We start from the raw sequence: 24,793 nt of genomic DNA on the forward strand, positions 1-24,793 counted from the left end.
TCCGTCGAGCATTGGCAGGTGCTGTTGAAGGCGATGGTGCTTGATGCCACGCAAACCCTGACCCGCCTGCCGTTGTTGACTGAGGCGCAACGCAAGCAAGTGCTGCACGACTGGAACCCCAGCGCGGTGGATTACCCGCGCGAAGCGCTGGTTCATCAGTTGGTTGAGCGCCACGCGGCTCAATCGCCCGACGCGATTGCCTTGGTGCACGAAGACCAGCACCTGAGCTACGCACAATTGAACCGACGCGCCAACCAGTTGGCCCACGCCCTGATCGCCCAAGGTGTTTTGCCCGATGCCCGCGTGGCCGTCTGCCTGCCTCGCGGAATGGAAATGGTGATTGCGCTGCTCGCGGTGCTGAAGGCCGGCGGCGCTTACGTGCCGATTGACCCCGACTACCCGCTTGAGCGTATCGACTACCTACTCGACGACAGCCAACCGCAACTGCTGATCACCCGCACCGCGCTGCCATCCGCGCTGCCTGTGCTCGACTTGGACGCCGCCGAGGACGGTGCGCCCTGGCCGGATGTGAACCCAGACCCACGCTTTTTGGGGCTGGACGCACAGCACCTGGCGTATGTGATTTATACCTCGGGCTCCACCGGCAAGCCCAAGGGCGTGATGATCGAGCATCGCCACGTGTGTCATCAGGTCTTCGCGTTGCAGTCGACCTATCACCTGAGTGCGCGTGATCGCGTGCTGCAATTTGCACCGTTCACCTTTGATATGTCGGTGGAAGAAATCTTCGGCGCGCTATGCTCCGGTGCCGCGCTGGTGCTGCGCACCCCGGCATGGATCAGCGACGCTTCGACGTTCTGGCACCTCTGCCAACGCAATGCGATCACGGTTGCGAACTTGCCGGTGGTGTTTTGGAATACCTTGCTGCGCGAAAAGCAGGCGTGTATTCCCGACTGCATTCGTCAAATCATGATCGGCGGCGAAGCGGTCAGCCAGGCCGCGATCGAGGTCTGGTACGCCCGCGACGGCTGGCTGCCTGCACTGTTCAACGCTTACGGCCCCACCGAGGCGACGGTGAACGCGACCGTGCACCTGATCGAGCGGGTCAACACACCCGGTTGCATCGGCCGACCGCTGCCGAACACGCGGGTCTATGTACTCGACCACGCGGCGCAACCGGTGCCGGTGGGCGTGATCGGGGAGCTGTATATCGGCGGCGCCGGTGTGGCGCGCGGGTATTTGAACCGGGCGCAATTGACCGCGACGTGTTTTGTCGATGACCCCTTTGCCGAACAGCCTGCAGCGCGCATGTACAAGACCGGCGACCGTGTGCGTTGGCATGCCGACGGCTCGCTGGAGTACCTGGGGCGCAACGACAATCAGGTAAAAATTCGCGGCTTCCGTATCGAGTTGGGTGAAATCGAGGCGCGCCTGCGCAGCCACGCAGCGGTAACTGACGCGGTGGTTAGCGCCTGGCAGGAGGCGGCGCAGGAGACGCGGCTGGTGGCCTACTACCTGGCCGCCGAGGCGCAGGATGCGAGCCAGCTTCGCGCCTGGGTGGCGCAGCAGTTGCCGGATTACATGCTGCCGGCGGCGTGGGTGCACCTGACGGCCTGGCCGCTGAACAGCAACGGCAAGCTGGACCGACGGGCATTGCCGGCGCCGGGTGCGGCGGCGTTTGCCTCGCAAGGTTACGTGGCACCGCAAGGCGAACCCGAAACCACCCTGGCGATGCTCTGGGCCGACGTGCTGGGCGTTGAGCGAGTCGGGCGGCACGACAACTTCTTTACCCTCGGCGGGCACTCGCTGTTGGCAGTGCAGCTGGTATCGCGCATTCGGCAGATGATGGGGCGCGCTGTATCACTGAGCGCGCTGTTCGCGCAGCCGTTGCTGGCGGATTTCGCCACGGTCGTCGAACAGGCACCGCTGGGCAGCCTGCCGCCGATTACACCGGTGAACCGGGCTGCGCCACTGGCACTTTCGTTCTCTCAGCAACGACTGTGGTTCTTGTCGCAGTTGCAAGCCAGTGCCAGTGCCGCTTATCACATCGCTGGCGGCGTAAAAATCAACGGCCAGCTCAATCGCCCGGCCTTGCAGGCGGCACTCGACCGTATCGTGGCGCGTCATGAGGCGTTGCGCACCGGTTTTACCAGCCTGAACGGCACGCCGTTCCAACACATTCATGAGCCTGCAGCGTTTGCGCTGGCGGTGCACGACCTGCGCCATCAACCTGACGTCGAGGGCGCGTTGCAGCATTTGAGCGCATTGGAGGCTGCAGCGCCTTTTGACCTGGAGCAGGGGCCGTTGATTCGCGGGCAATTGGTGCAGGTGGGCGAGTGCGAGCATGTGTTGCTGATCACGCTGCACCATATTGCCTCTGATGGCTGGTCCCTGGTGCGCTTTCTGCGCGAGTTGGGGGCGCTGTATGACGCCTTCTGCACCGGGCAGAGCGATCCGCTGCCACCGTTACCCCTGCAGTATGTCGACTATGCCGCGTGGCAGCGCCGCTGGATTGATGGTGCGGTGCTGCAAGGGCAACTCACCTACTGGCGCGAACAACTGTCGGACGCGCCGCCGTTGCTGACGTTGCCCGCCGACCGTCCACGCCCTGCGGTGCAGGAGTATACCGGGGGGCGGGTGGATTTCAGTTTGGACACTGCGCTGACCGCCGAACTCAAAGCATTGGCCGCACGCCACGACGTCACCCTTTACATGACGTTGCTCGCCGCTTGGGCCGCTTTGCTGGCGCGCCTGAGCGGCCAAGAGGACATCGTCATCGGTTCGCCCGTGGCCGGGCGCACCCGCACCGAGCTTGAGCCGCTGATCGGTTTCTTCGTCAACACCCTGGCACTGCGTTGCCGCGTGAACGGCAGTGAAACGCTGGCTGCGCTGCTGGCACAGGTCAAGGCCACCACGTTGGCGGCGTTGGCTCACCAGGACCTGCCGTTCGAACAATTGGTCGAAGCCCTCAACCCCCAACGCAGCCTGGCGCACAGCCCGCTGTTCCAGACGTTATTCGCCTGGCAGGAAGCTGGCGGCGATGGGCTGACGCTGCCCGGTCTGCAAACGCAGCCGCTGAACGTCGGGCAAGTGACCGCCAAGTTCGATTTGCTGCTGGCCCTGGAAGACGATGGCGAACAACTGCAGGGCAGTATCGAGTACGCGTCCAGCCTGTTTGATCAGTCGACCGTTGAGCGCTACGCCGAGCATCTGCAGATCCTGCTCGGTGCGATGGTGCGCGATGCTTCGCAGCCACTGGCGAGTTTGCCGGTGCTCTCGGACGCGCAACGCCGACACGTGTTGTACGACTGGAATACTACCGCCGCCGACTACCCGCGCGCCCAGGCTATTCATCACCTGTTTGAGGCGCAGGTGGCGCGCACACCGCAGGCCGTGGCGTTGCTCGACGACGATCAACAGCTCAGCTATGACGCGCTTAATCAGCATGCCAACGTGCTGGCGCACACGCTGCTCTCGAGTGGCGTTGGGCCGGGTGAGCGCGTGGCTGTCTGCCTGCCGCGCGGCGTGCAAAGTATCGTAGCGATTTTGGCTGTATTGAAGGCGGGCGGTGCTTACTTGCCGATCGATCCGGCTTACCCGGACGAACGCCTGCGCTACATGCTCCAGGATGGCCAGCCACGGGTGGTGCTCACCGATGCCGCGCTGGCAGCGCGTGTGCCTTCAAGCAGCGCCGGTGTGCGCTTGATCCTGACGGACAGTTTGCCGCCGCTGCCGGCATCGCCGCCCGCCAGCAACCCGGCTACCGCCTTTACCGCGCAGCAATTGGCCTACGTGATCTATACCTCCGGCTCGACCGGTCAGCCCAAAGGCGTGTGCATGCCACACCGCGCGCTGGTTAACTTGATGCACTGGCAGCAGCGCACTCAAACAACGCCGGGCGGGCTGCGTACGCTGCAATACGCCGCGCTGGGGTTTGACGTGTCGTTCCAGGAAATTTTCAGCACCTTGCTCTCGGGTGGCGAACTGGTGCTGATCAGTGAGGCTGAGCGCCTGGATATGGCGATGCTCGGCGAGTTACTGCGTCGACGTCGAATCCAGCGCCTTTATCTGCCTTACGTGGCCCTCAAGGCACTGGCCGATCAGGTGCGCGCCGACCGTCAGCCAATCGACGATTTGCAGCAGATTATTACGGCTGGCGAGCAGGTGGTGATCACCGAAACGATCCGGCAGGTTTTTGCCGATCAGCTCGCGCATGTGCGTTTGCATAACCACTACGGGCCTACGGAAACGCATGTGGTCAGCGCGTTTGAATTACCGGCGTGTGCGCACCACTGGCCGCGGCTGCCGTCCATCGGCCGGCCTGTCGCGAATGCTCGCGTGTATGTGCTCGACGCCTTGCAGCAGCCGGTGCCGGTCGGCGTCGGCGGGGAGCTTTACCTGGCCGGCGATGCCGTCGCGTGCGGCTATTTCAACCAGCCTGACTTGACCCTCGAACGGTTTCTGCCCGACCCCTTCAGCGCAGCGTCGGATCAGCCAGCGCCGATGATGTACCGCAGCGGTGACCTGGGCTGCTGGCAGGCGGATGGCACGCTGGCGTACCTGGGCCGTGCCGACCGACAGGTCAAAGTGCGCGGCTTTCGGGTCGAGCTGGAAGAAATTGAAGCGCAGTTGAATACCGTGGCCGGTATCTCGCAGGCAGTGGTGCTGCTGCGCGAGGACGACCCGCAGTCTCAGCGCCTGGTGGCGTATCTGTTGGTGGATGAGGCGATGCGTGACGCCTGCGATCCGCAGACGCTGCGCAGCTACCTGTCGAACCGACTGCCGGAATACATGGTGCCTGCCGCGTATGTGCCATTGAGCCATTTTCCCATCAGCCCTAACGGCAAACTTGATCGTGACGCGCTGCCGATGCCGGATGCCGGCGCCTATGCCAGCCAAGCCTACGAGCCGCCGCAGGGCGAGATCGAACCACTGCTTGCCGCCCTTTGGTGTTCGCTGCTGAACGTCGAGCAGGTTGGGCGCCAGGACCACTTTTTCGCGCTGGGCGGGCATTCACTGCTGGCGGTACAGCTTATCTCGCGGATCAAAAATCAGTTGATGGTCGAGATCCGCCTTCAGGACGTCTTTGCGGCACCGCAGCTTCACAGAATGGCTGATTTGTTGGTTCAACGTATTGATCTTCAACTGAAAGAGTTGATGTCGCAAGACGACTCTCTTGACCGCCGTTGAAGCAACGTAGTGGAGGTACAGGATGGCTGATAACACGTATTCAGGTAACGGCGATGACGGTGCTTCAGGGCAGATGTCGGTTACGCAACGCCTTGCTTTATTGAGTCGACTTAATGCAGAGCGGGCCGATCCGGCATTGGCGCTGGGACGTTGCAACCGTTCGGTGCCGATACCTTTGTCGTTTTCCCAGCAGCGCTTGTGGTTTTTGTCACAGCTCGAAGCGCGCGCCAGTGCCGCTTACCACCTTGCCGGTGGGTTGCGGCTGCGCGGTGAGCTGGACAGTGAGGCATTGCAGGCCGCGCTCGACCGTATCGTATTGCGCCATGAAGCCTTGCGCACGCGCTTTGTCGAGGTTGACGGTACGCCTTGGCAGCAGATTGATGAAGCCGCGCCCTTTGCGCTGACGCTGCACGACTTGCGCGGGCATGCGCGCCCCGCTGAGGCACTTGATCGACTGGCCGACGAGGAAGCCAGCGCGCCTTTCAGGCTCGATGAGGGCAAGCCTGTGCGTGGGCGGCTCATAAGGCTTGGCGAGCACGAACACGTGTTGCTCGTCACGCTGCACCATATCGTCTGCGACGGCTGGTCGCTGGGCTGTTTCATTCGGGAACTGGTCACTCTGTATCAGGCCTTCTCCAGCCAGCAGCCCGACCCGTTGCCGCCGCTGGCTATCCAGTACGCTGACTATGCGGTCTGGCAGCGCCATGCCGTGGCGCAAGCGCCGATTCAGGCGCAGCTGGCTTACTGGCGCGAGCAGCTGCGGCACATCCCGTTGACCCCGGTATTGCCCACCGACCTGCCGCGCCCGACCGCGCAAGACTACACCGGGCAATGCATTGAATTTACCCTTGAACCGGCGTTGGTCAGCGGGTTGAAGGCGTTGGCCGGGCGGCACAACGCCACGCTCTACATGACGGTGCTGGCCGCTTGGGCCTTGTTGCTGCACCGCTTGAGTGGGCAAGAGGATATCGTCGTCGGCTCACCGGTGGCGGGGCGCTCACGCACCGAGCTGGAGCCGCTGATCGGCCTGTTCGTGAATACGCTTGCGCTGCGTTTGCGCGTGGACGGCGATGCCTCGGTCAGCTCACTGTTGGCGCAGGTCAGGGAGACGACGCTGGCGGCGCAGTCACATCAGGATCTGCCGTTCGAACAATTGGTGGAAGCGCTCAACCCGACGCGCAGCCTGTCGTACAGTCCGATTTTTCAGACCATGCTGGCTTGGCAGAGTAGCGTCGACGAGTCCTTTGAGTGCGGCGGCCTTACCGCCACGCCGTTTAATGGGGAACAGCGCAGCGCCAAGTGTGACCTGTTGCTGTGCATGGGTGAACAGGACGACCGCCTGGTTGGCAGCCTCGATTACGCCGACAGCCTGTTTGAACCGGCTACCGCGCAACGCTATGTCGCGTACCTGAAACGCGTATTGGCGGCGATGGTCGGCGACGCGTCGCAGACGCTGGCAAGCCTGCCGTTGCTCGCCGATGCAGAGCGCCGGCAGGTGCTTGATGAGTGGAACAGGGTCTCGACCGATACGCCTGTTACGCGCTGCCTTCATCAGCAGTTTGAGGCGCAGGTTGCGCGCTCGCCCGAGGCGGTCGCGCTGGTGCATGAGCACCGACAGCTGAGTTATGACGCGCTCAATCGCCAAGCCAACCAGTTGGCCCATGCGCTGATCGCCCAAGGCGTGGGCGCGCAGTCGCGGGTTGCGATCTGCCTGCCACGTGGTGTGGAGATGGTGGTGGCGGTGCTGGCGGTGCTCAAAACGGGCGGTTGTTATGTTCCGATTGATCCGGTCTACCCACCCGAGCGCATTCAGTATCTGCTGCAGGACAGCCAGCCGCAGGCGCTGGTGACCTTTATCGAACAATGGCGCAGCGTGCCTGAAGGCGTCACGGTGGTCGACCTGAGCACCGCGTCGCAGCTGACCGCTCAACCCGACACCAACCCTGCGTCGAGCGATCATCATTCAAGCCAACTGGCCTACGTGATTTACACCTCCGGCTCCACCGGCCAACCCAAAGGCGTCATGGTCGAGCACGGGCAGGTCATCGGGTTGCTGCAGAGCACAGGCCGTCTGTTCAATTTCGGGCCAGACGATGTATGGACGTTATTCCATTCGCTGTCGTTCGACTTTTCCGTGTGGGAACTGTGGGGCGCGCTGCTGAATGGCGCGCGATTGGTGGTGGTTTCTCAGGAGACGGCGCGATCGCCCTCGGCGTTCTATCAGTTGCTGTGCACGCAGGGCGTCACGGTATTGAACCAGACGCCGGAGGCGTTCCGGCAGTTGATCCAGGCCCAAGCGCACAGCCACCAAGCGCATGCGTTGCGCTGGGTGGTGTTCGGCGGCGAAGCACTGGAGCCGGCCATGCTTGCGCCCTGGTTTGCGCGCAATGGCGAGCACACGCAATTGGTCAATATGTACGGGATCACCGAGACGACAGTGCACGTCACCTGGCGGCGTCTTGCGCCGACGGACACCGCGCTCAATCACAGCCCGATTGGCGAACGTATCCCGGACATGCGTACCTACGTGCTGGATGCGGCACGTCAGCCGGTGCCCGTGGGCGTGGTCGGCGAGTTGTACGTCGGCGGCAGAGGCGTGGCGCGAGGTTACCTCAATCGTTCGGAGTTAACGGCAGAGCGTTTTATCGACGATCCGTTCGTTGACGGTGCGCGCCTCTATAAGAGCGGTGACCGCGCACGCTGGCGTGCCGATGGCTCACTGGAGTATTGGGGGCGCAACGACCAGCAGGTAAAAGTGCGTGGTTTTCGCATCGAACCAGGGGAAATCGAAGCACGCCTGCGCGCCCATGCGCAGGTGGATGACGCGGTGGTGCTGGCCCAGCAAGAGGGCGATGGCGATACCCGTCTGGTGGCCTATTACCTGGCGGCTACGGCGCAGGATGCGCGGCAATTGCGCCAGTGGGTAGCGGCGCAACTGCCGGACTATATGGTGCCGGGAGCGTGGGTCCATTTGACGGCATTTCCACTGACCGCCAACGGAAAACTGGATCGGCGTGCGCTTCCAGCGCCGGATGCCACGTCTTATGCGCTGCATCAGTACGTCGCGCCGCAAGGGACAAGTGAAATCACCTTGGCGCAGTGGTGGAGTGAACTGCTGGGCGTGGAGCAAGTAGGGCGGCATGACCACTTTTTTGCCTTGGGCGGGCACTCGCTGCTGGCGGTGCAATTGCTCTCGCGGGTTCGCCAGGTCATGGCGCGTGATGTGGCGCTGAGCACGCTGTTTACGCAACCTGTATTGGCGGGCTTTGCTCAAGCGGTTGAACAAGCGCCCTTCGCTGCGCTGCCGCCGATTACCCCGGCCGACCGCAGCGCGCCCTTGGCGCTGTCGTTTGCCCAACAGCGTCTATGGTTTTTGGCGCAACTGGAAGCCCGCGCCAGCGCGGCTTACCACATGGCCGGCGGCCTGCAACTGAGCGGCGAGCTGAACCAGGCTGCTTTGCAGGCTGCACTGGACCGCATCGTGGCGCGACACGAAGCGCTGCGCACCTGTTTTGTAACCCGCGAGGGCGCGCCGGTACAGCAGATTAACGGCCCGGCCCCCGTTGCGCTGGGCCACTACGATTTGCGTGAGCAGCCAAACCCTGCGCGTGAGTTGCGCCAGCTGGCGCACGTGCAAGAGTCGCAACCCTTTGACCTGAGCCGTGGGCCGTTGCTGCGTGTGTGCCTGGTGCGGCTCGACGAGCAGCGTCACGTGCTGTTGATCACCTTGCACCATATCGTCTCGGATGGCTGGTCCATCGGGCGTCTCATGCACGAGTTGGACACGCTCTACAGCGCCTTTGCGGCGGGGCTCGCCGACCCGTTACCAGCGCTGGGCATTCAATACGCCGACTACGCCGCCTGGCAGCGCCAGTGGCTGCAGGGCGAGGTATTGCAAGGCCAACTCGCCTACTGGCGCGAGCAACTGGCAGATGCGCCGCCCTTGCTCGAACTGCCCACCGACCACCCTCGGCCGCCGGTGCAGAACTACGTCGGTGGCCGGGTGGATTTCACCCTGGACGCCGCGCTGACCGCTGCACTCAAACGCTTGGCGGCCCGGCATGACAGCACGCTGTACATGACGCTGCTGGCCGGCTGGGCGATGTTGCTCGCGCGTCTGAGCGGGCAGGACGACATCGTGGTCGGTATGCCGGTAGCAGGCCGCACGCGCACCGAGCTGGAGCCGCTGATCGGGCTGTTCGTCAACACCCTGGCCCTGCGCTGCCGGGTGCCGGGCACGGCGACAGTCGCCGAGTTGCTGGCGCAGGTCAAAGCCACCACGCTGGCGGCGCAGGCGCACCAGGACTTGCCGTTCGAGCAGTTGGTGGAGGCGCTCAACCCTGCGCGTAGCCTGGCGCACAGCCCGCTGTTCCAGACGCTGTTCGCCTGGCAGAACGCCGCCGATGACGCGCCCACGCTGGATGCCCTGCATATCGAGCCCTTTGCCTTCGAACAGGTGACAGCACAGTTCGACCTATCACTGGCGGTGGGTGCGCGCGCTGATCAGCTTGAGGGCAGCATCGAATACGCGAGCAGCTTGTTCGAACATGCAACCGTAGTGCGCTATGTCGAGCATTGGCAGGTGCTGTTATGCGCGATGGTGCTCGACGCCTCCCAGGCACTGGCGCACCTGCCGTTGTTGACGCAAGCGCAACGCCGGCAAGTGCTGTTTGACTGGAACGCCTGCGAGGTGCACTCCCCGCGTGAGGCGCTGGTTCATCAGTTGTTTGAGCGCCAGGCAGGGCGATCGCCCGACGCCATTGCCTTGGTCTGCGAAGAACAGCAACTGAGCTACGCGCAGTTGAACTTGCGCGCCAACCAACTGGCGCATGCCCTGATCGCGCAGGGTGTGCTGCCTGATGCGCGCGTGGCCATCTGCCTGCCACGCGGGCCGGAAATGGTGTATGCGGTACTGGCAGTGTTGAAGGCTGGGGGGGCTTATGTGCCGATCGATCCTGACTACCCGCTCGAGCGTATCAAGTACATGCTCGAAGACAGCCAGCCGCAAGTGCTGGTCACCCGCAGCGACCTGAGTGCAACGCTGCCGCAAGGCTTGAAAATGATCGAATTGGACGTTGCACCGCTGCCGATGCAGGTGGCCAATCCGAACGTTTCACTGGCAGCGGATAATCTGGCCTACGTGATTTATACCTCCGGGTCATCGGGGCAGCCCAAGGGAGTGATGGTTCCCCATCGTGGGGTGGTCAACGTGCTGTGTTCGATCACGCAGCATATCGATCTGCGCCCGGATGACCGCTTGCTCAGCGTCACTACGTTGAATTTTGATATTGCTGCGTTGGAGCTTTTCGCGCCCTTGCTGTGTGGCTCGCGCCTGGTGCTGGCGGATCGGGAAACCGTACTGGACCCGCAACGGCTGGCGCACAGCCTGCGGTATCACCAGATCAGCGTGATGCAGGCAACGCCTTCGGTGTGGCGCCTGTTGGTAGACAGCGCAGGGCTTGAGGGCGTGCACTTGCGCGTTGCCTTGTGTGGCGGTGAAGCCCTCAGTCATGAACTGGCACAGCCGTTATTGAACGTCACCGACCAGCTCTGGAACCTTTACGGTCCCACGGAGACCACCATCTGGTCCACTGCACAGCGGGTGCGCGCTACGTCGCAGGGCAGGGGGGCGCCGCCGATTGGTCGGCCGCTGGCTAATACCCGCATCTACATTCTGGATGAGCAAGGCAGGCCTGTACCGGCAGGTGTATGGGGGGAGATCTACATTGCCGGGGACGGCGTGACAAAGGGGTATCTCAATCGCCCCGAGCTGACCTCGGAGCGTTTTGTGCCCGAGCCTTTCATCACACCGCGTGCCGGGCAAAGCGGCGCACTGATGTACCGCACCGGCGACGTGGGTCGCTGGCTCGGCGACGGCAGCATTGCCTACTACGGGCGCAACGACAATGAAGTGAAAGTTCGCGGTGTGCGAATCCAGCCGGCTGAAATCGAATCGGTGTTGTTGGCTCACGACGATGTGCAGGAAGCGGTAGTTGTCGGTCAGCAAACCGAGCAGGGAAAACGCCTGGTCGCCTATGTGGTGACGCGCAACCCAATGCAGGCTGCCACCGAATCCGGCGAGCAAAGCGTCGGCTTCAGCCTGTTCTATTTCGGCGGCGATTCGCGCGATCAGCAGGATAAATACGCACTCTACCTTCAAGCCGCTCAGTACGCTGATCAGAACGGATTTGAGGCTGTATGGACGCCGGAGCGTCATTTTCACGCGGTGGGCGGCATTTACCCGAACCCATCGGTGTTGTCCGCCGCGCTTGCCACCGTCACCACGCGAATAGGCTTGCGCGCCGGGAGCGTGGTGCTGCCGCTGCATCACCCGGTACGGGTCGCGGAAGAGTGGTCGATGGTGGATAACCTTTCCCATGGGCGAGTCGGGCTATCGGTCGCCTCCGGCTGGAACCCGAAAGATTTTGTGCTGGCGCCGGGTGCTTACGCAGAGCGCAAACAAGCAATGTTCGACGGCGTGCTAACCCTGCGCTCATTGTGGCGCGGCGAGGCTGTGTGCCTGCCGGATGGCGAGGGCAAACACAGTGAAATGCGCGTGTTCCCGACGCCTGTGCAAGCGCAGTTGCCGCTGTGGGTGACGGCGGCCGGCAACCCCGAGACGTTTATTCAGGCGGGAAAATCCGGCACACACTTACTGACTCACTTGTTGGGCCAGGAGCTTGATGAGCTGGCGGAAAAAATCGCCCTCTACCGCGAAGCCAGGGCACAGGCCGGGCATGACCCGCAGGCCGGTCGCGTAACGTTGATGGTGCACACCTTTCTTGGCGAGGACTTGCAGGCCACGCTCGCCACAGCCAGAACGCCGTTTACCGACTACCTCAAACAGCACTTTGGGCTGAACTTTTTCTCGCGTGGTGTGAGCAGCGAGGCGTCCTCGATGCAGGAGCAAGACATTCAGGAAATGACGGCGCTTGCCTTTGAGCATTACTCCTCTTCTGCGGCACTGATCGGTACGCCACACAGCTGCTTGCCAACGGTGCAGGCGATCAGAAACTCCGGCGTCGATGAAATAGCCTGTCTGATCGATTGGATGGACGCGCAAAACGTAATGGCAGGGTTGCCGCACCTGAACGCTTTGCGCCAGTTGTCGATGTCGGTCGCTCCAGGCGTCAGAGACCTGCGTCAGTTCCTGACGGCGCGGTTGCCCGGCCACATGATCCCGCAGAACGTGGTGTTCCTCGACGCCATCCCGATGACGGCCAACGGCAAGATCGACCGTAACGCGTTGCCGTCCCCGGCGCAGGACACGCTCCAAACGCACGACTACGCGCCGCCGCAGGGTGAACTTGAGTCGCGGGTGGTTGCCTTGTGGCACGCGTTGCTGGAGGTCAAGTCGATTGGTCGGCATGACAACTTCTTTGAGTTGGGCGGCAACTCGCTGATGGTGGTCAGCTTGCTTGAACACCTGCGCCAGGCAGGTGTTCCCGCGCACGTGCGGATGCTGTTCGCCAACCCCACGCCTGCCTCCCTGGCCAACGCCATCGCCACCGAAAAACACGCAGGCGACCACGCGCCCGCCGACCATAACGCTGCCGACACGATCGAGGTTCTATTCTGATGCGTCCCTCAAATGGCTCTGCACCTCTGTATCGCCTCGCCGCTTGCGCGATTGCCGAACCCCTGGTCAATGGATGGAGCGCGTGGTGGTTAAACGTCGCACCCCTTCCGGCCAGCCTGCATTTTGCCCAAGTGCAGCGCAAAGTGATGCAGCTCTACCTGGACAACCCGGCGCTGAACTACCAGATGGCGATAGACCCCGCACTCAGCGGCAACGCCTGCATCGGTGTCCCGCCTGAGCACGCAGGGCAGGTCGCGGCGCTGCTGGCCAGTTCCGAAAGTGCGCTGCATGACTGCCTCGGTTTGTCTGAAGCGGTGCACGCGCTGCAGCAGCTTCTGCTTACGCACGGCAATGGTCAGTCACTGGAGCCGTTGTACGCGCAGATACCCGGCCCGTTGCGCGGGCTGGTGGAGCTGGTTTACGACTACTTCAACCGCCCCTCTTTTCGCACCATTGAGGCGCTGACTTACCGCAGTCGTTACTACAAGCCCTGGTTACAAAGCGTGCGTATCCGTCAGTTGCGGCATGACGGCGACCGGCCGTTTCTGTTCAGCACCCCGCATGCCATCGAACCGCAGGACGCTTGTTGGCAAGTGCCTTTTGCCAGCCCGCGCCTGGACGCGTTGTTCCAGCTCGACACCCGCCCTCAGCCGCTGCACGCGCTCTTCGAGCGGTGTGAGGCGGACGAGGCGCTGCAACGCCAGCTCTACCCGCTGTTGACGCAATGCTCGCCGCTACCGCGACCTGCGCAAACGGAGGTTGAGGCCGACACTGTGCGGTATCTGGGGCACGCCACGGTATTGGTCCAGACCCACGGTGTCGCTGTTCTGGTCGACCCGTTTATCAGTGCCGAGCCGTTGCAGGGTGGGGATGCACGGGTGACGTTTCAGGCGCTGCCTGAGCACATCGATTACGTGCTGATTACCCATGCCCACCCCGACCACTTCTCCCTGGAAACGCTGTTGCGCCTGCGTCACCGCATCGGTTGCCTGGTGGTCCCGCGCTCAAGCGACTTTTTGCTCGGCGACGTGTCGCTGCGGCTGATGGCCCAGACGCTAGGGTTCACCCATGTGGTGGAACTGGCGCCGCTGGAATCTATCGGCTTGCCGGACGGTGAAATCATCGGTGTGCCGTTTCTGGGGGAACACGGCGATTTAGCCCATGCCAAGAGTGCCTACGTGATCCGCCTGGGGCGTCGGCAGATGCTCTTCGCGGCGGATTCGGCCTGCCTTGACCCGGCATTGTACGAACGGGTGCGCGAGGCGGTGGGCACCCTCGAAACCGTGTTCATGAACACTGAAACCGAAGGCGCGCCAGCCTCTTACACCATCGAAGCACTGTTCCCGCAGGAGCGTGACCGGCAGCCGGAAAAGAACCGGCGTTGCCGTGGCAGTAATTCCGGCGAGGCGATCGAGCTGCTCAAAGCCGTTGGTGCCAAACGGCTTTACAACTATGCCATGGGGCTGGAGCCGTGGTTCCAGCATGTACTGGGCCCGGCGTCGAAACCTGGCGACGCCAGAATGCGCGACTCCGACGCGCTGCTTCGCGACGCTCTGGCCGCCGGGCTTGAGAGTGCTCAGCGTTTGCATGGCCCACAGTTGATTTCGTTGGGGGATAACCCTGCACCGCCCGGCCCCATCGGCGATTACGAGGTAACACTATGATGAGCCCTCCACGGGATTCCCGCGTTCAGATCGCAAACCCTGCGTTCTCGCAGTTGTTGCTCGAACTCGCCAAGCGCGGCGTGGCGCTGCGTCGTGAGGGCGACGATATTAAGCTGCGCGCCGATAAAGACAGCCTCGATCCTGCGCTGCTGAACAGCCTGCGTGAGCATAAGTCGCAGCTGTTGGAATGGATCGGCCAGCCTGGCCTCAACTGGAAATACGCGCAGGCCGAGGCCGTCCAGCTCTCGCCCATGCAGAGAGCGCGCATCGTGCAAAGCGTCAAGGGCGCGGAGCAAAACCTGCAGGATATCTATCCGCTTACACCGCTTCAGGAAGGTATTTTCTTCCACCATCTGGCCAGTCAGGACGCCGCTGACCCTTATGTGCTGCCATGGCTGATGGCGTTCACCTCGCGCGCTGAACTGGACCACTTCACCCACGCCCTGCAACAGGTGATCAACCGCCACGACATGCTGCGCACCGCCATCGCCTGGGAGGGCCTGCCAGCGCCAGTACAGGTGGTGTGGCGTGAGGCAACGTTGCACATCGAGACCCTCACACTAAACGAGGGTGAGGACGATATACAGGCCTGGCTGCTGGCGCGTTTCATCCATCAGCCCAGTCGCCTTGACCTTGAGCAGGCACCGCTGATGCGAGGATTCGCCGTGCATGATCGGCAACACAACCGGTGGTTGTTTATGTTGCTTTGTCACCACTTGGCGGTAGACCACACCACACTGGATTTCATTGTGGAGGAGGTGCAAGCCTGTTTGCGCGGCGAGCAGGACACATTACCGGTGCCGGTTCCGTTCAAGCACTTTGTCATGCACTCCCGGCAGGCGGCCAGCGATCCCTCGCATAAAACGTTTTTTCGCCAGATGCTCTCAGGCGTCGACGCGCCGACCGCACCCTATGGCCTCATCGATGTCAGGGCCGACGGCTCGCTGCTGACATTTGCCTCACGCCAATTGGAGGGCCGTTTGTGCGCTCGCCTGCGGGCCTCGGCCAAAGCCCTGGCGGTCAGCCCCGCAAGTTTGTTTCATGTGGCCTGGGCCGCCGTACTCGCGCGGTTGGCGGTGCGCGACGACGTAGTGTTCGGCACCGTGCTGTTTGGGCGAATGCAGGCCGGTGAAGGTGCGGGACGCATGCTTGGCGCTTGCGTGAATACGCTGCCGTTGCGCATCAAGGTCGGCCAGCGGTCGGTCGTCGACACCATCAAAGAGACGCATATTCTGCTGTCGGAGCTGCTAAGTCATGAGCACGCACCCCTGGCGATTGCACAGGGCTGCAGCCAGGTGCCACCGTCAATGCCGCTGTTCAGCGCCGGTTTCAATTATCGTTACAGCCAGCGTCAGCAGACCTTGGCCGCCAGCCAGCAGGCTGAGTGGGCGGGTATGGAGGGGCTGTTTAACGAGGAACGCGGAAATTACCCGTTGCATGTCGAGGTGGACGATTTCGGCGACAGCTTTGCATTAACCACGCATGTTCAGCGCCCGATGTCGCCACAGCGTGTGGCGCGCTATTTTGAGACGGCGCTGGAGGCGCTGGTCACCGCCCTGGAACGCTCACCTTCGCAACGCATGGACAGCCTGGACGTGTTGCCGGACGAGGAGCGTGCGGAGCTGATCGAAAGCTGGAACGACACTCGCAAAGACTTCCCGGACCAGACCTGCATTCACACCTTGTTCGAGGAGCAGGTTGCACGCACACCGCTGGCGACTGCGGTGGTGTTCGGCGAGCGTATCCTGACCTACGCGCAACTGAACGCAAAGGCGAACCAGCTGGCGCACCATTTACGCGCTCAGGGCGTTGGCGTCGGCGCGTTTGTCGCTATCTCGTTGCCGCGCGGCATCGACATGGTGGTGGCAATACTGGCCGCGCTAAAGGCGAGCGCAGCTTATATCCCGCTGGACACGGGCTACCCGGTCGAGCGCTTGCATTTCATGTTGCATGACAGCGCGGCCCAGGTTCTGGTCACCGACCGCCGCTGTCGCGCTGCGCTCGGCACACTGGGCGAAGGCGTGACGGTGATTGTGCTCGATGCTGAGCAGACGCCGTGGCTGGCCGGCGACGACACGAACCCGCACGCCGAGGCGCTGGGGCTGACGGCCGAGGCGATTGCCTATGTTATCTATACCTCAGGTTCCACCGGCACGCCAAAAGGCGTATTGGTCCCGCACCGCGGCCTGTGCAACCTGATCGTTGCGCAGGTTGCCGCCTTCAACGTGACACCGCAAAGCCGTGTGCTGCAGTACTCGTCGTTTTGTTTTGACGCGAGCATTTCAGAGCTGTTCATGGCATTCGTCAGCGGTGCTGCGTTGTACCTGCCTGCGCCGGGTCTGTTGGTGGGGGCTGAGCTTGCCGCCACCCTGGTCAGTCAGCGCATCACGCACGTCACCCTGCCGCCTGCGGTGTTGTCCGGGCTGCCCGAAGGCACGAGCCTGCCCGATGTGCAGACGCTGGTGGTGGTGGGTGAGGACGTCAGCGAGGCGCTGGTACGCCAATGGGCGCCGGGGCGCTGTTTTATCAACGGCTATGGGCCCACTGAGGCTACGATTGGTGCGGCGATGCAGGTGTGTGATCCTGATCGACCAGGCAAACCACCTATCGGCAAGCCATTTGCCAACGTGCGCGTGTACATTCTCGACGCGCAAGGACGGCCGTCGCCCGTGGATGTCGCTGGCCTGTTGCATGTGGCGGGGGCCGGCGTTACGCCGGGCTACCTCAACCGGCCGCAACTGACCGCGCAACGCTTCACTGTCGACCCGTTCAGTCCTGATCCCGGGGCGACGCTTTACAACACGGGCGATGTGGGGCGCTGGCTGCCCGACGGCACACTTGAGTTTTTGGGGCGCAGCGATCATCAGGTCAAGCTTCGCGGCTTTCGCATCGAACTGGGTGAAATCGAGGCCTGTATCCGTCTCTATCCCGGCGTGCAGGACGCGGTAGCGCTGATGCGCCAGGATAGTGCCGATGACCCTCAACTGGTTGCTTATTACACCGCGGCGCAGGGGGTGACGGACGTGCACCTGCGGGCGCACTTGATGCAGCACCTGCCGGATTACATGACACCGGGTGCCTATGTGCGCCTCGACAGCCTGCCGTTGACACCCAATGGCAAAGTGGATCGCGCGCAACTGCCGGCACCGGCGCAGGCGGGGGTAATCAAGGAAGGCTTCGAACCCGCGCAGGGTGCGGTAGAGCGGATGCTTGCGGGGGTATGGGCCACGGTCTTGAAACGGCCGGCAGAAAACATCAGTCGCGATGACAATTTTTTTGACCTGGGCGGGCACTCTCTGCGTCTGGTCGAAGTCGCAGGCCTCCTGCATTCGCTGGGTCTTACGGTCACGGTCTCCACGCTTTTCACCCAGGTGACCCTCAGGCAACTGGCCGAAAGCCTTGCCTGTGACCATGCACCGGCATGGGCCGGTGGGGCCATTCCTTTTCGCCTGCATGCCGACACTGCCCCGCTGTTCTTTGTGCATGAAGTCTGGGGCGAGTTGCTGTACGTGCCCGAGCTTATACGGCACATGCACGGCGACTTCAGCCTCTACGGCCTGTCGGGGCAGCCTGAAGGGTCGCCGCCGATCGATGACCTCGGCGCCCACGCGGCTTACCTGATAACGCTGATTAAAAGTGTGCAGCCGCAAGGGCCCTACCGGCTGGCAGGGTGGTCCTTTGGCGGGGTGCTGGCCTACGAAATCGCGCTGCAGTTACTGGAGCGAGGCGACGCTGTGGCATTTCTCGGCCTGCTCGATTCAGCCAATCCGTTGACTCAACGCATTACGCTGGCGCCGACGAGCAGCGACTCGGCACGTCTGTGGTGGGCGCTGGGTGACTCGCTATCGCCGGAGGCAATACAACGGTTGTTGCCACTGGTTGAGACTGAGTCGTTCGAAACGCTGGTTAAAGGCTTTCAAGCGGAGTCCGTGCTACCGGCACGCATGAGCGCCGCGCAGGTATTGCGTTACCTCAATCAGCATGAAGGCTATGTGCGCGCGCTTGGCCGCTGGCGGCCACGACCGCTGCCGGCTGCGTTGCACCTGTTTCGTGTCAGCGACGACAAGCCGTTGCAACTGGGATGGGACAGCGTGGTTGCGCCGTCAGACATTCACGTCATTCCCGTGGCGGGCTCGCACATGTCGATGGTCAGCCCACCGCACGTTAGCGTGTTGGGTGAGGCACTGACCCAGGCGTTGGGGCGCAGCGTTGAAGGGCAGGTCAGCCAATGGCAGCGGTAGCGATGTGGTTGTCCCCACTATGCCAGTTGGGCAGGCCGTTTTTTGTGCTGTTGCTGGCGGAAAACATCTTTGTCGCCGGCGCGAACATCGCTGTGTTCGCCATTGGCGCCTGGGTCTATCAGCAGTCGAACTCGTTGTTCGACTTCTCCCTGGTCGCCACTGCCGGCGCCTTGTCCACCCTGGCGGTGCTGCCGTTCGCCGGGGCGCTGGCAGATCGGTTCGACCGACGCAAGGCAATCCTGTGGTCTGACGCCGGTGTGTTGTGCCTGATGGGGGTGTTGCTGTGGGTGATGGCGAAAAACGGCGCGGCGTTGTGGCTGTTGTATGTGTTCAGCGTGATCGTGGCGTTGGCCCACGCGCTCAGAACGCCGGCTTACCGCACCACCATGAGTGCATTGCTGCAAAGCGAGCAGATGCCGCTTGCCTGCGGCTTGATGGGGATCGTCAACGGCCTGGTCGGCATCGGCGTGCCGATCATCGCAGGCATGTTGATGTACCGCTACGGCCTGGACGGCATCTTCATGTTCAACTTGGTCGCGATAGCATGCAGCCTGCTCCTGGCCGCCGCCGCGTTGTACCGCGTTCCCTCGTCGCTACTCAACTCCTCGGCCACGGCCGGCACCGGCGCGAATGTCGGCGGGCTTCTCAGGGACTTATCGCGGGCAATTGCCTATTTTCGCGAGCACCGCCTGATGGCTTTTTTGCTTGCGTACGTGCTGGTGCAGGAATGCCTGGAGGCGTTGGTTTCCACGCTGATCACCCCGCTGATACTCACCGGCCACAGTGTGCGCGAACTGGGGGCCATCTTGAGTTGGGGGGGGCTTGGGGCTGCATTGGGCGCGGTGCCGCTGCTGGCGTCGCGGTTGGCGTCACGCCTGACGCTGCTGCTTTTGGTGTGCAACATGCTGCTCTCCCTGTGTGTGGTGATAGCCAGCCTGGTTAACACCACGGTGTATTACGCCGCCAGCGTATTCGTTGCACTGTTTGCCGCCAGCCTGGCCACCGGTTGTGCCATGGCGCTGTGGATGCGCAAGGTTCCGCTCGATCGGCAGGGCAGTGTCTTTGCACTCATGGGGTCGCTTGCCGTAATTGCGATGCCGGTCACGGTGCTGTTGGCCGGCAGCGTCGTCGACCGTTGGTTGCTTCCGGCGTTCGCTACGGGGGCGAGTTGGACCTTGACTGCCAGCCTTTGGCTGGGGAGTGGCAAGGACGATGGCGCGCTTCGGCTGGTGTTGCTGTGCTGCGGCGTGCTGGGGGTGGCGATTTCGCTGGCGGGACTGGCCCATCGCACGATGCGATGTCTGGATGACCACATGCTGGACGCGTGTTAACCCAACTAATGAATGCCCTCAGGCTTTATCAGGAACTGACCGTGCTGCCCTCAGCATGAACGACATGAACGACATGAACGTTAGCGTTTGGACGTAATGCCCTGACGCCCACCCACTTCGTGGAACGTGCTGTTTAGCGTGTTCAACGGGGAACTCAACTTCACCTGAAGTATCGTTTATTACCGAGAAAGGAAAGTATCATGACAGGCACTCACCGCTCTTCCAACTACTCGACACCCACTCAGCTTGATATGCCGGGGTTGGCAAACTTGCTGTTCGGGCACGCCGCGTTTCAATACCTGCGTGCGGCCTGCGAACTGGACCTGTTCGAAACCGTTAATCTTGCCGGTGCTTCAACTAAGGAACAACTTCGCGTCGCCTTGAAACTTGAAGAACGGGCCGCTGATATTTTGCTCCTTGGTGTCACTTCGCTGGGGCTGCTGGTCAAGGAAAACAGCACTTACCGAACTGCGGATGTGCTGCGTGAGCTGATGGATACAGACGACTGGCAGCGTTTCAAAGATACCGTGGCCTTTGAACAATATATTGTGTACGAAGGGCAGTTGGATTTTACCGAGTCGTTGCAGCAGAATACCAATGTCGGGCTGCAGCGGTTTCCCGGTGAAGGGCGTGATCTTTATCATCGCCTGCATCAAGACGCGAAACTTGAAGAGGTGTTCTATCGTTACATGCGTTCCTGGTCAGAACTGGCAAATCAAGACTTGGTTCAGCATCTGGACTTGTCCTCGACGCGGCGCCTGTTGGATGCCGGCGGTGGCGATGCAGTCAATGCCCTGGCGTTGGCACAGGCCAACCCGGCATTGAAGGTGACCGTGCTGGATATTTCCCACTCCATACCGGTCACTCAATCCAAAATCGAGCAGGCTGGCCTGAGCGATCGGGTGGATGCGCGGGCACTCGACATTTTGCACCAGCCTTTCCCGGCGGGGTACGACTGCATTCTGTTCGCCCATCAACTGGTGATATGGACGCTGGAAGAGAACACCCTGATGCTGCGCAAAGCCTATGAAGCGTTGCCTGAAGGTGGACGAGTGGTGATCTTTAACTCAATGTCCAATGACGAGGGTGACGGGCCAGTGGTCGCGGCGCTAGACAGCGTTTACTTTGCCTGCCTGCCTGCTGAGGGCGGAATGATCTACGCGTGGCAGCAACACGAGCAGTGTCTTTCCGCCGCCGGCTTTAAAAATCCGCAGCGTATTTCGGTTCCGGGCTGGACGCCGCACGGCATTATTATTGCTCATAAATAAACGGCGAAAGCATTCAGTACATGACTTTAGCGCCATGTACTGAATAGTGTTTCATCTTCTAAGCTTGCAATGCGCTGATAACTTATCATATAGATTTAAGGACTGCGGGTATGAAATCATTTATGGAAGAATTCGAAGCGGCAATTAGTGCTGCACCGAATGGCAATGTGCGTTTTTTTGAGCAGCATCATTTCCCTTGGATAGACAAGATCGAAGCGAAATGGCCTCTGATTAAAGCGGAGGCTGCACGACTGCTAAGCGCTATCGAACTGTTGCCTGGTTTCGAAGAGATTCAGCACGAACAATCCGAACTCACCAACGATCGCCATTGGCAAATATTCCCATTTTATGTCTATGGGCAAACATTCGAACGAAACCTACTGCGCTGCCCTGAATCCAGTGCCGCACTCAAAGATATCGTGGGACTCAAGGCCGCAATGTTTTCAGTGCTGCGCGCGGGTAAGGTGTTGCCTTTACACCGTGGACCGTACAAAGGAGTATTACGTTATCACTTGGGTATTATAATTCCGACACCCGAAACACAGTGTGCCATTGAAGTCGCAGGTGAAATAGAGCATTGGGGGGAGGGTAAAAGCCTAGTCTTTGACGACTCTTATGAACATAGCGCCTGGAACTACGCCAGCGAAGACCGGATCGTATTGTTTGTCGATTTTATCCGGCCGCTGCCATGGGAGCTGGCGATAGTAAACGAACAAATAATCAATCAAATTCAAGACAGCAGTTTTATTGTCGATACTTTGATAAACTGGAATCGATGGGAACGGGCTTATGGCAAGCAACTTGACAGCGCATTGGGCATCATCAGCTAACAGTATGTCGCCCCTGTTAAGTCATCCATCTTGGTTTTCTACAGTTTTTGCAAATCGACGCGTCGTGCAAACTCGTTAAGCTAGATGGAGGCCTTGCTAGACTTGGCTTTCAGCGGGATGAAGGTCTTTTTTTTACTACTTTCGCGAACGCATCAGCGTGAGTGTGAATCGCCCCTAGTTTCCTACAGACTTTTCACCTCCCACAACTGATCAGCTTGGTTGTGTAGCTCTGACTCATCGGCTCACGACATCAACACATCCCTTACTGGAACCCGCGACCGGTCAAGGCCACGACGATTCATCAACTACTACAGGACGCCTACGAGGGCGCCCGCCCGCAATAAACTCAGCTCAGTAGGGCATGTTGAAAGGCGTCACGATCTGCACCGGTGACGATGCAATGGGGCCGGCGATCCATAGCCGGATACCGCCTGTAACTGGGGATGCTGCTGCAGCGCCTCGAGCATGCGATCGAATGTGCGATAGTAGACGCCATAACCTCCACTGATACGCACCTAGGTTTTGTACGAAAAGTATTGCCGCATACAACGTAGGCTACAGGCCAGCGTGACCATGGCTGCGTAGCTCTTGGCCAGCTTGTCGTAGCGAGTGCCGATTCGGCGGTTCTCTTTTAGCCAACGAAACATCCGCTCAATGATGTTGCGCTGCCGATACTTTGGACGATCAAAGAGTCGGGGCAAGCCAGGCCGGGGTTTGCGTGGCGTGGCGCGTAGCGGGATCACAGGCTGCATTCGATAGCGGTCGCAGTAGTAACGCAGGTGTTATGCGTCATAGCTTTTGTCAGCCAGTAACCATCTACTGAGCTTTCGTGGTCGCCCCGGCTTACCGGGAATGCGCACCTGATCCAGCAACGGCTGGGCGTGTGCGATATCGCTGGTTTGTCCCGGTGAAAGCATGAAGCGTAATGGCACGCCATTAGCGTCGCAAACCATATGAATCTTGGTTGTCAGGCCGCCTCGACTGCGTCCCAGAGCATGGTCTAGCGGTTCTTCAGGCCCCCCTTTTTTCCGGCGCCTGAAGAGGCTCGGGTTGCACGTACTGCCGTTGAGTCGATCATCCAGGTGTCCAGATCGATCAGTCCCTCCTGGTTGAGTCGAATGTGCAAGCGCTCCAGTATCCGGTCAAACGTACCGTCATCGCGCCAGTCACGAAAACGCTGATACACCGTCGACCAAGGCCCAAAGCGTTCCGGCAGATCACGCCAGGCAGCACCTGAGCACAAAATCCAAAGGATTCTGTGGAGTACCAGACGATCATCACTACGTGGGCGACCCATTTTCTGCTCGGGAGAAACTAGATCCTTGATCAATTCCCACGATGCGTCGGAGAGTTCGTAACGCTTTGCCATGCGGGCCTCCAGCCAATCATGGCGGCAATTTTACCCCCCTACCGACTTTTCGTACAAAACCTAGCACAAACTGTACGGTTGAGCCCCGATGAAACAGATGTCCTTCGCTGATGCCGTATTCCGGCAAACGTAAGCAGACCCGCCGCGAGCGCTTCCTGATCGAGATGGATCAAGTGGTGCCCTGGAAGGGCTTGGTTGCCTTGATCGAGCCGCATTATCCGAAGGGCGACGGTGGCCGTCCGGCATATCCATTGATGGTCATGTTGCGGGTTCACTTGATGCAGAACTGGTTCGGCTACAGCGATCCGGCGATGGAAGAGGCACTGTACGAGACCACGATCCTGCGCCAGTTTTCCGGGCTGCATCTGGATCGAATTCCTGACGAAACCACGATCCTCAACTTCCGGCGTCTGCTGGAAAAGCATGAGTTGGCGGACGGGATTTTGCAGGTCATCAATGGCTATCTGGGTGATCGTGGTTTGATGCTGCGCCAAGGCACGGTGGTTGACGCAACGATCATTCATGCGCCGAGTTCGACCAAGAACAAGGACGGTAAACGCGACCCTGAAATGCATCAAACGAAGAAAGGAAATATGTATTTCTTCGGGATGAAAGCGCACATCAGCGTCGACGCCGAATCCGGCTTGGTACATAGCCTGGTGGGTACGGCGGCGAATGTAGCGGACGTGACTCAAGTCGATCAGTTGCTACACGGCGAGGAAACCTATGTCATTGGTGATGCGGGCTACACGGGCGTGGACAAGCGTGCGGAACATCAGGATCGTCAGATGATCTGGTCGATCGCGGCACGCCCGAGCAGTTACAAAAAGCATGGTAAGACTAGTTTGATCACGCAGGTATACCGCAAGATCGAGTTCGCGAAAGCCCAGGTACGAGCGAAAGTCGAACATCCATTTCGCGTGCTCAAGCGCCAGTTTGGTTATACGAAAGTCCGGTTTCGCGGGCTGGCTAAAAACACCGCGCAACAGGCCACCCTATTTGCCTTGTCGAACCTTTGGATGGTGCGAAAACGGCTGCTGGCGATGGGAGAGGTGCGCCTGTAATGCGGAAAAACGCCTTGGAAAGGCGCTGTTTTAAGGGAAATCGATGAGTTAAAAGCGGGAAAAGTCTGATTATCTGACCAGGCGAGCTTTTTTGAACCTGAGGCCACGAGGGCGTCAAAAATCGATGCCTATTTCAGACCTTCCCTAGGCCGTACACGACCGGGCGGGTCTGCTTTGCCTTGGACTCGCCCGTTTACGTTTTCTGGTCTCTGACGCCAAGGGTAAGCCTGTCTGGATGGGATATTAACTTCGATGCGTGCTATCGTAACTGATTTCGAAATGCCACAATTTTCAGTTGC

The 24,793-nt window shown here is 60.8% G+C and carries 7 protein-coding genes and 2 pseudogenes; 8 read left to right on the forward strand and 1 reads right to left on the reverse strand.

From position 1 onward, the window contains the following. The 7 genes from P406_RS05130 to P406_RS05160 form a co-directional block, all read left to right on the forward strand. Window positions 1–5,148: non-ribosomal peptide synthetase (locus tag P406_RS05130; protein WP_156174820.1), on the forward strand; the 5,148-nt coding region annotated here is incomplete at its 5' end. A 22-nt stretch (window positions 5,149–5,170) separates the two neighbouring features. Further along, window positions 5,171–12,727 (forward strand): non-ribosomal peptide synthetase, encoded by a 7,557-nt coding sequence (locus P406_RS05135; protein WP_082100709.1) that lies wholly within the window; start codon window positions 5,171–5,173, stop codon window positions 12,725–12,727. Continuing rightward, the gene (locus P406_RS05140) at window positions 12,727–14,391 is read left to right on the forward strand and encodes an MBL fold metallo-hydrolase (protein ID WP_046235533.1); all 1,665 of its coding nucleotides are present in this window, start codon (window positions 12,727–12,729) and stop codon (window positions 14,389–14,391) included. Before P406_RS05135 ends, P406_RS05140 begins: the two co-directional genes overlap by 1 nt. After that, the gene (locus tag P406_RS05145; RefSeq protein ID WP_082100710.1) at window positions 14,388–18,632 is read left to right on the forward strand and encodes a non-ribosomal peptide synthetase; all 4,245 of its coding nucleotides are present in this window, start codon (window positions 14,388–14,390) and stop codon (window positions 18,630–18,632) included. Before P406_RS05140 ends, P406_RS05145 begins: the two co-directional genes overlap by 4 nt. Then, the gene (locus P406_RS05150) at window positions 18,620–19,963 is read left to right on the forward strand and encodes an MFS transporter (RefSeq protein ID WP_082100711.1); all 1,344 of its coding nucleotides are present in this window, start codon (window positions 18,620–18,622) and stop codon (window positions 19,961–19,963) included. Before P406_RS05145 ends, P406_RS05150 begins: the two co-directional genes overlap by 13 nt. A gap of 200 nt (window positions 19,964–20,163) precedes the next feature. After that, window positions 20,164–21,231 (forward strand): methyltransferase, encoded by a 1,068-nt coding sequence (locus tag P406_RS05155; RefSeq protein WP_046235535.1) that lies wholly within the window; start codon window positions 20,164–20,166, stop codon window positions 21,229–21,231. Between the two features lie 110 nt (window positions 21,232–21,341). Continuing rightward, on the forward strand, window positions 21,342–22,061 hold the full coding sequence (locus tag P406_RS05160) for an aspartyl/asparaginyl beta-hydroxylase domain-containing protein (RefSeq protein WP_046235536.1): 720 nt from the start codon (window positions 21,342–21,344) through the stop codon (window positions 22,059–22,061). Window positions 22,062–22,576: 515 nt separating this feature from the next. Here the strand turns inward: P406_RS05160 and P406_RS27180 are convergent. Continuing rightward, window positions 22,577–23,430: pseudogene (locus tag P406_RS27180) on the reverse strand (IS5 family transposase). 88 nt (window positions 23,431–23,518) lie between these two features. Here P406_RS27180 and P406_RS05170 point away from each other — a divergent pair. Further along, window positions 23,519–24,494, forward strand: a pseudogene (locus P406_RS05170) (IS5 family transposase). The last annotated feature ends 299 nt before the right edge of the window (window positions 24,495–24,793 follow it).

It is taken from the genome of Pseudomonas syringae pv. coryli str. NCPPB 4273 (genome assembly GCF_000972175.1).
Lineage (GTDB): Bacteria > Pseudomonadota > Gammaproteobacteria > Pseudomonadales > Pseudomonadaceae > Aquipseudomonas > Aquipseudomonas syringae.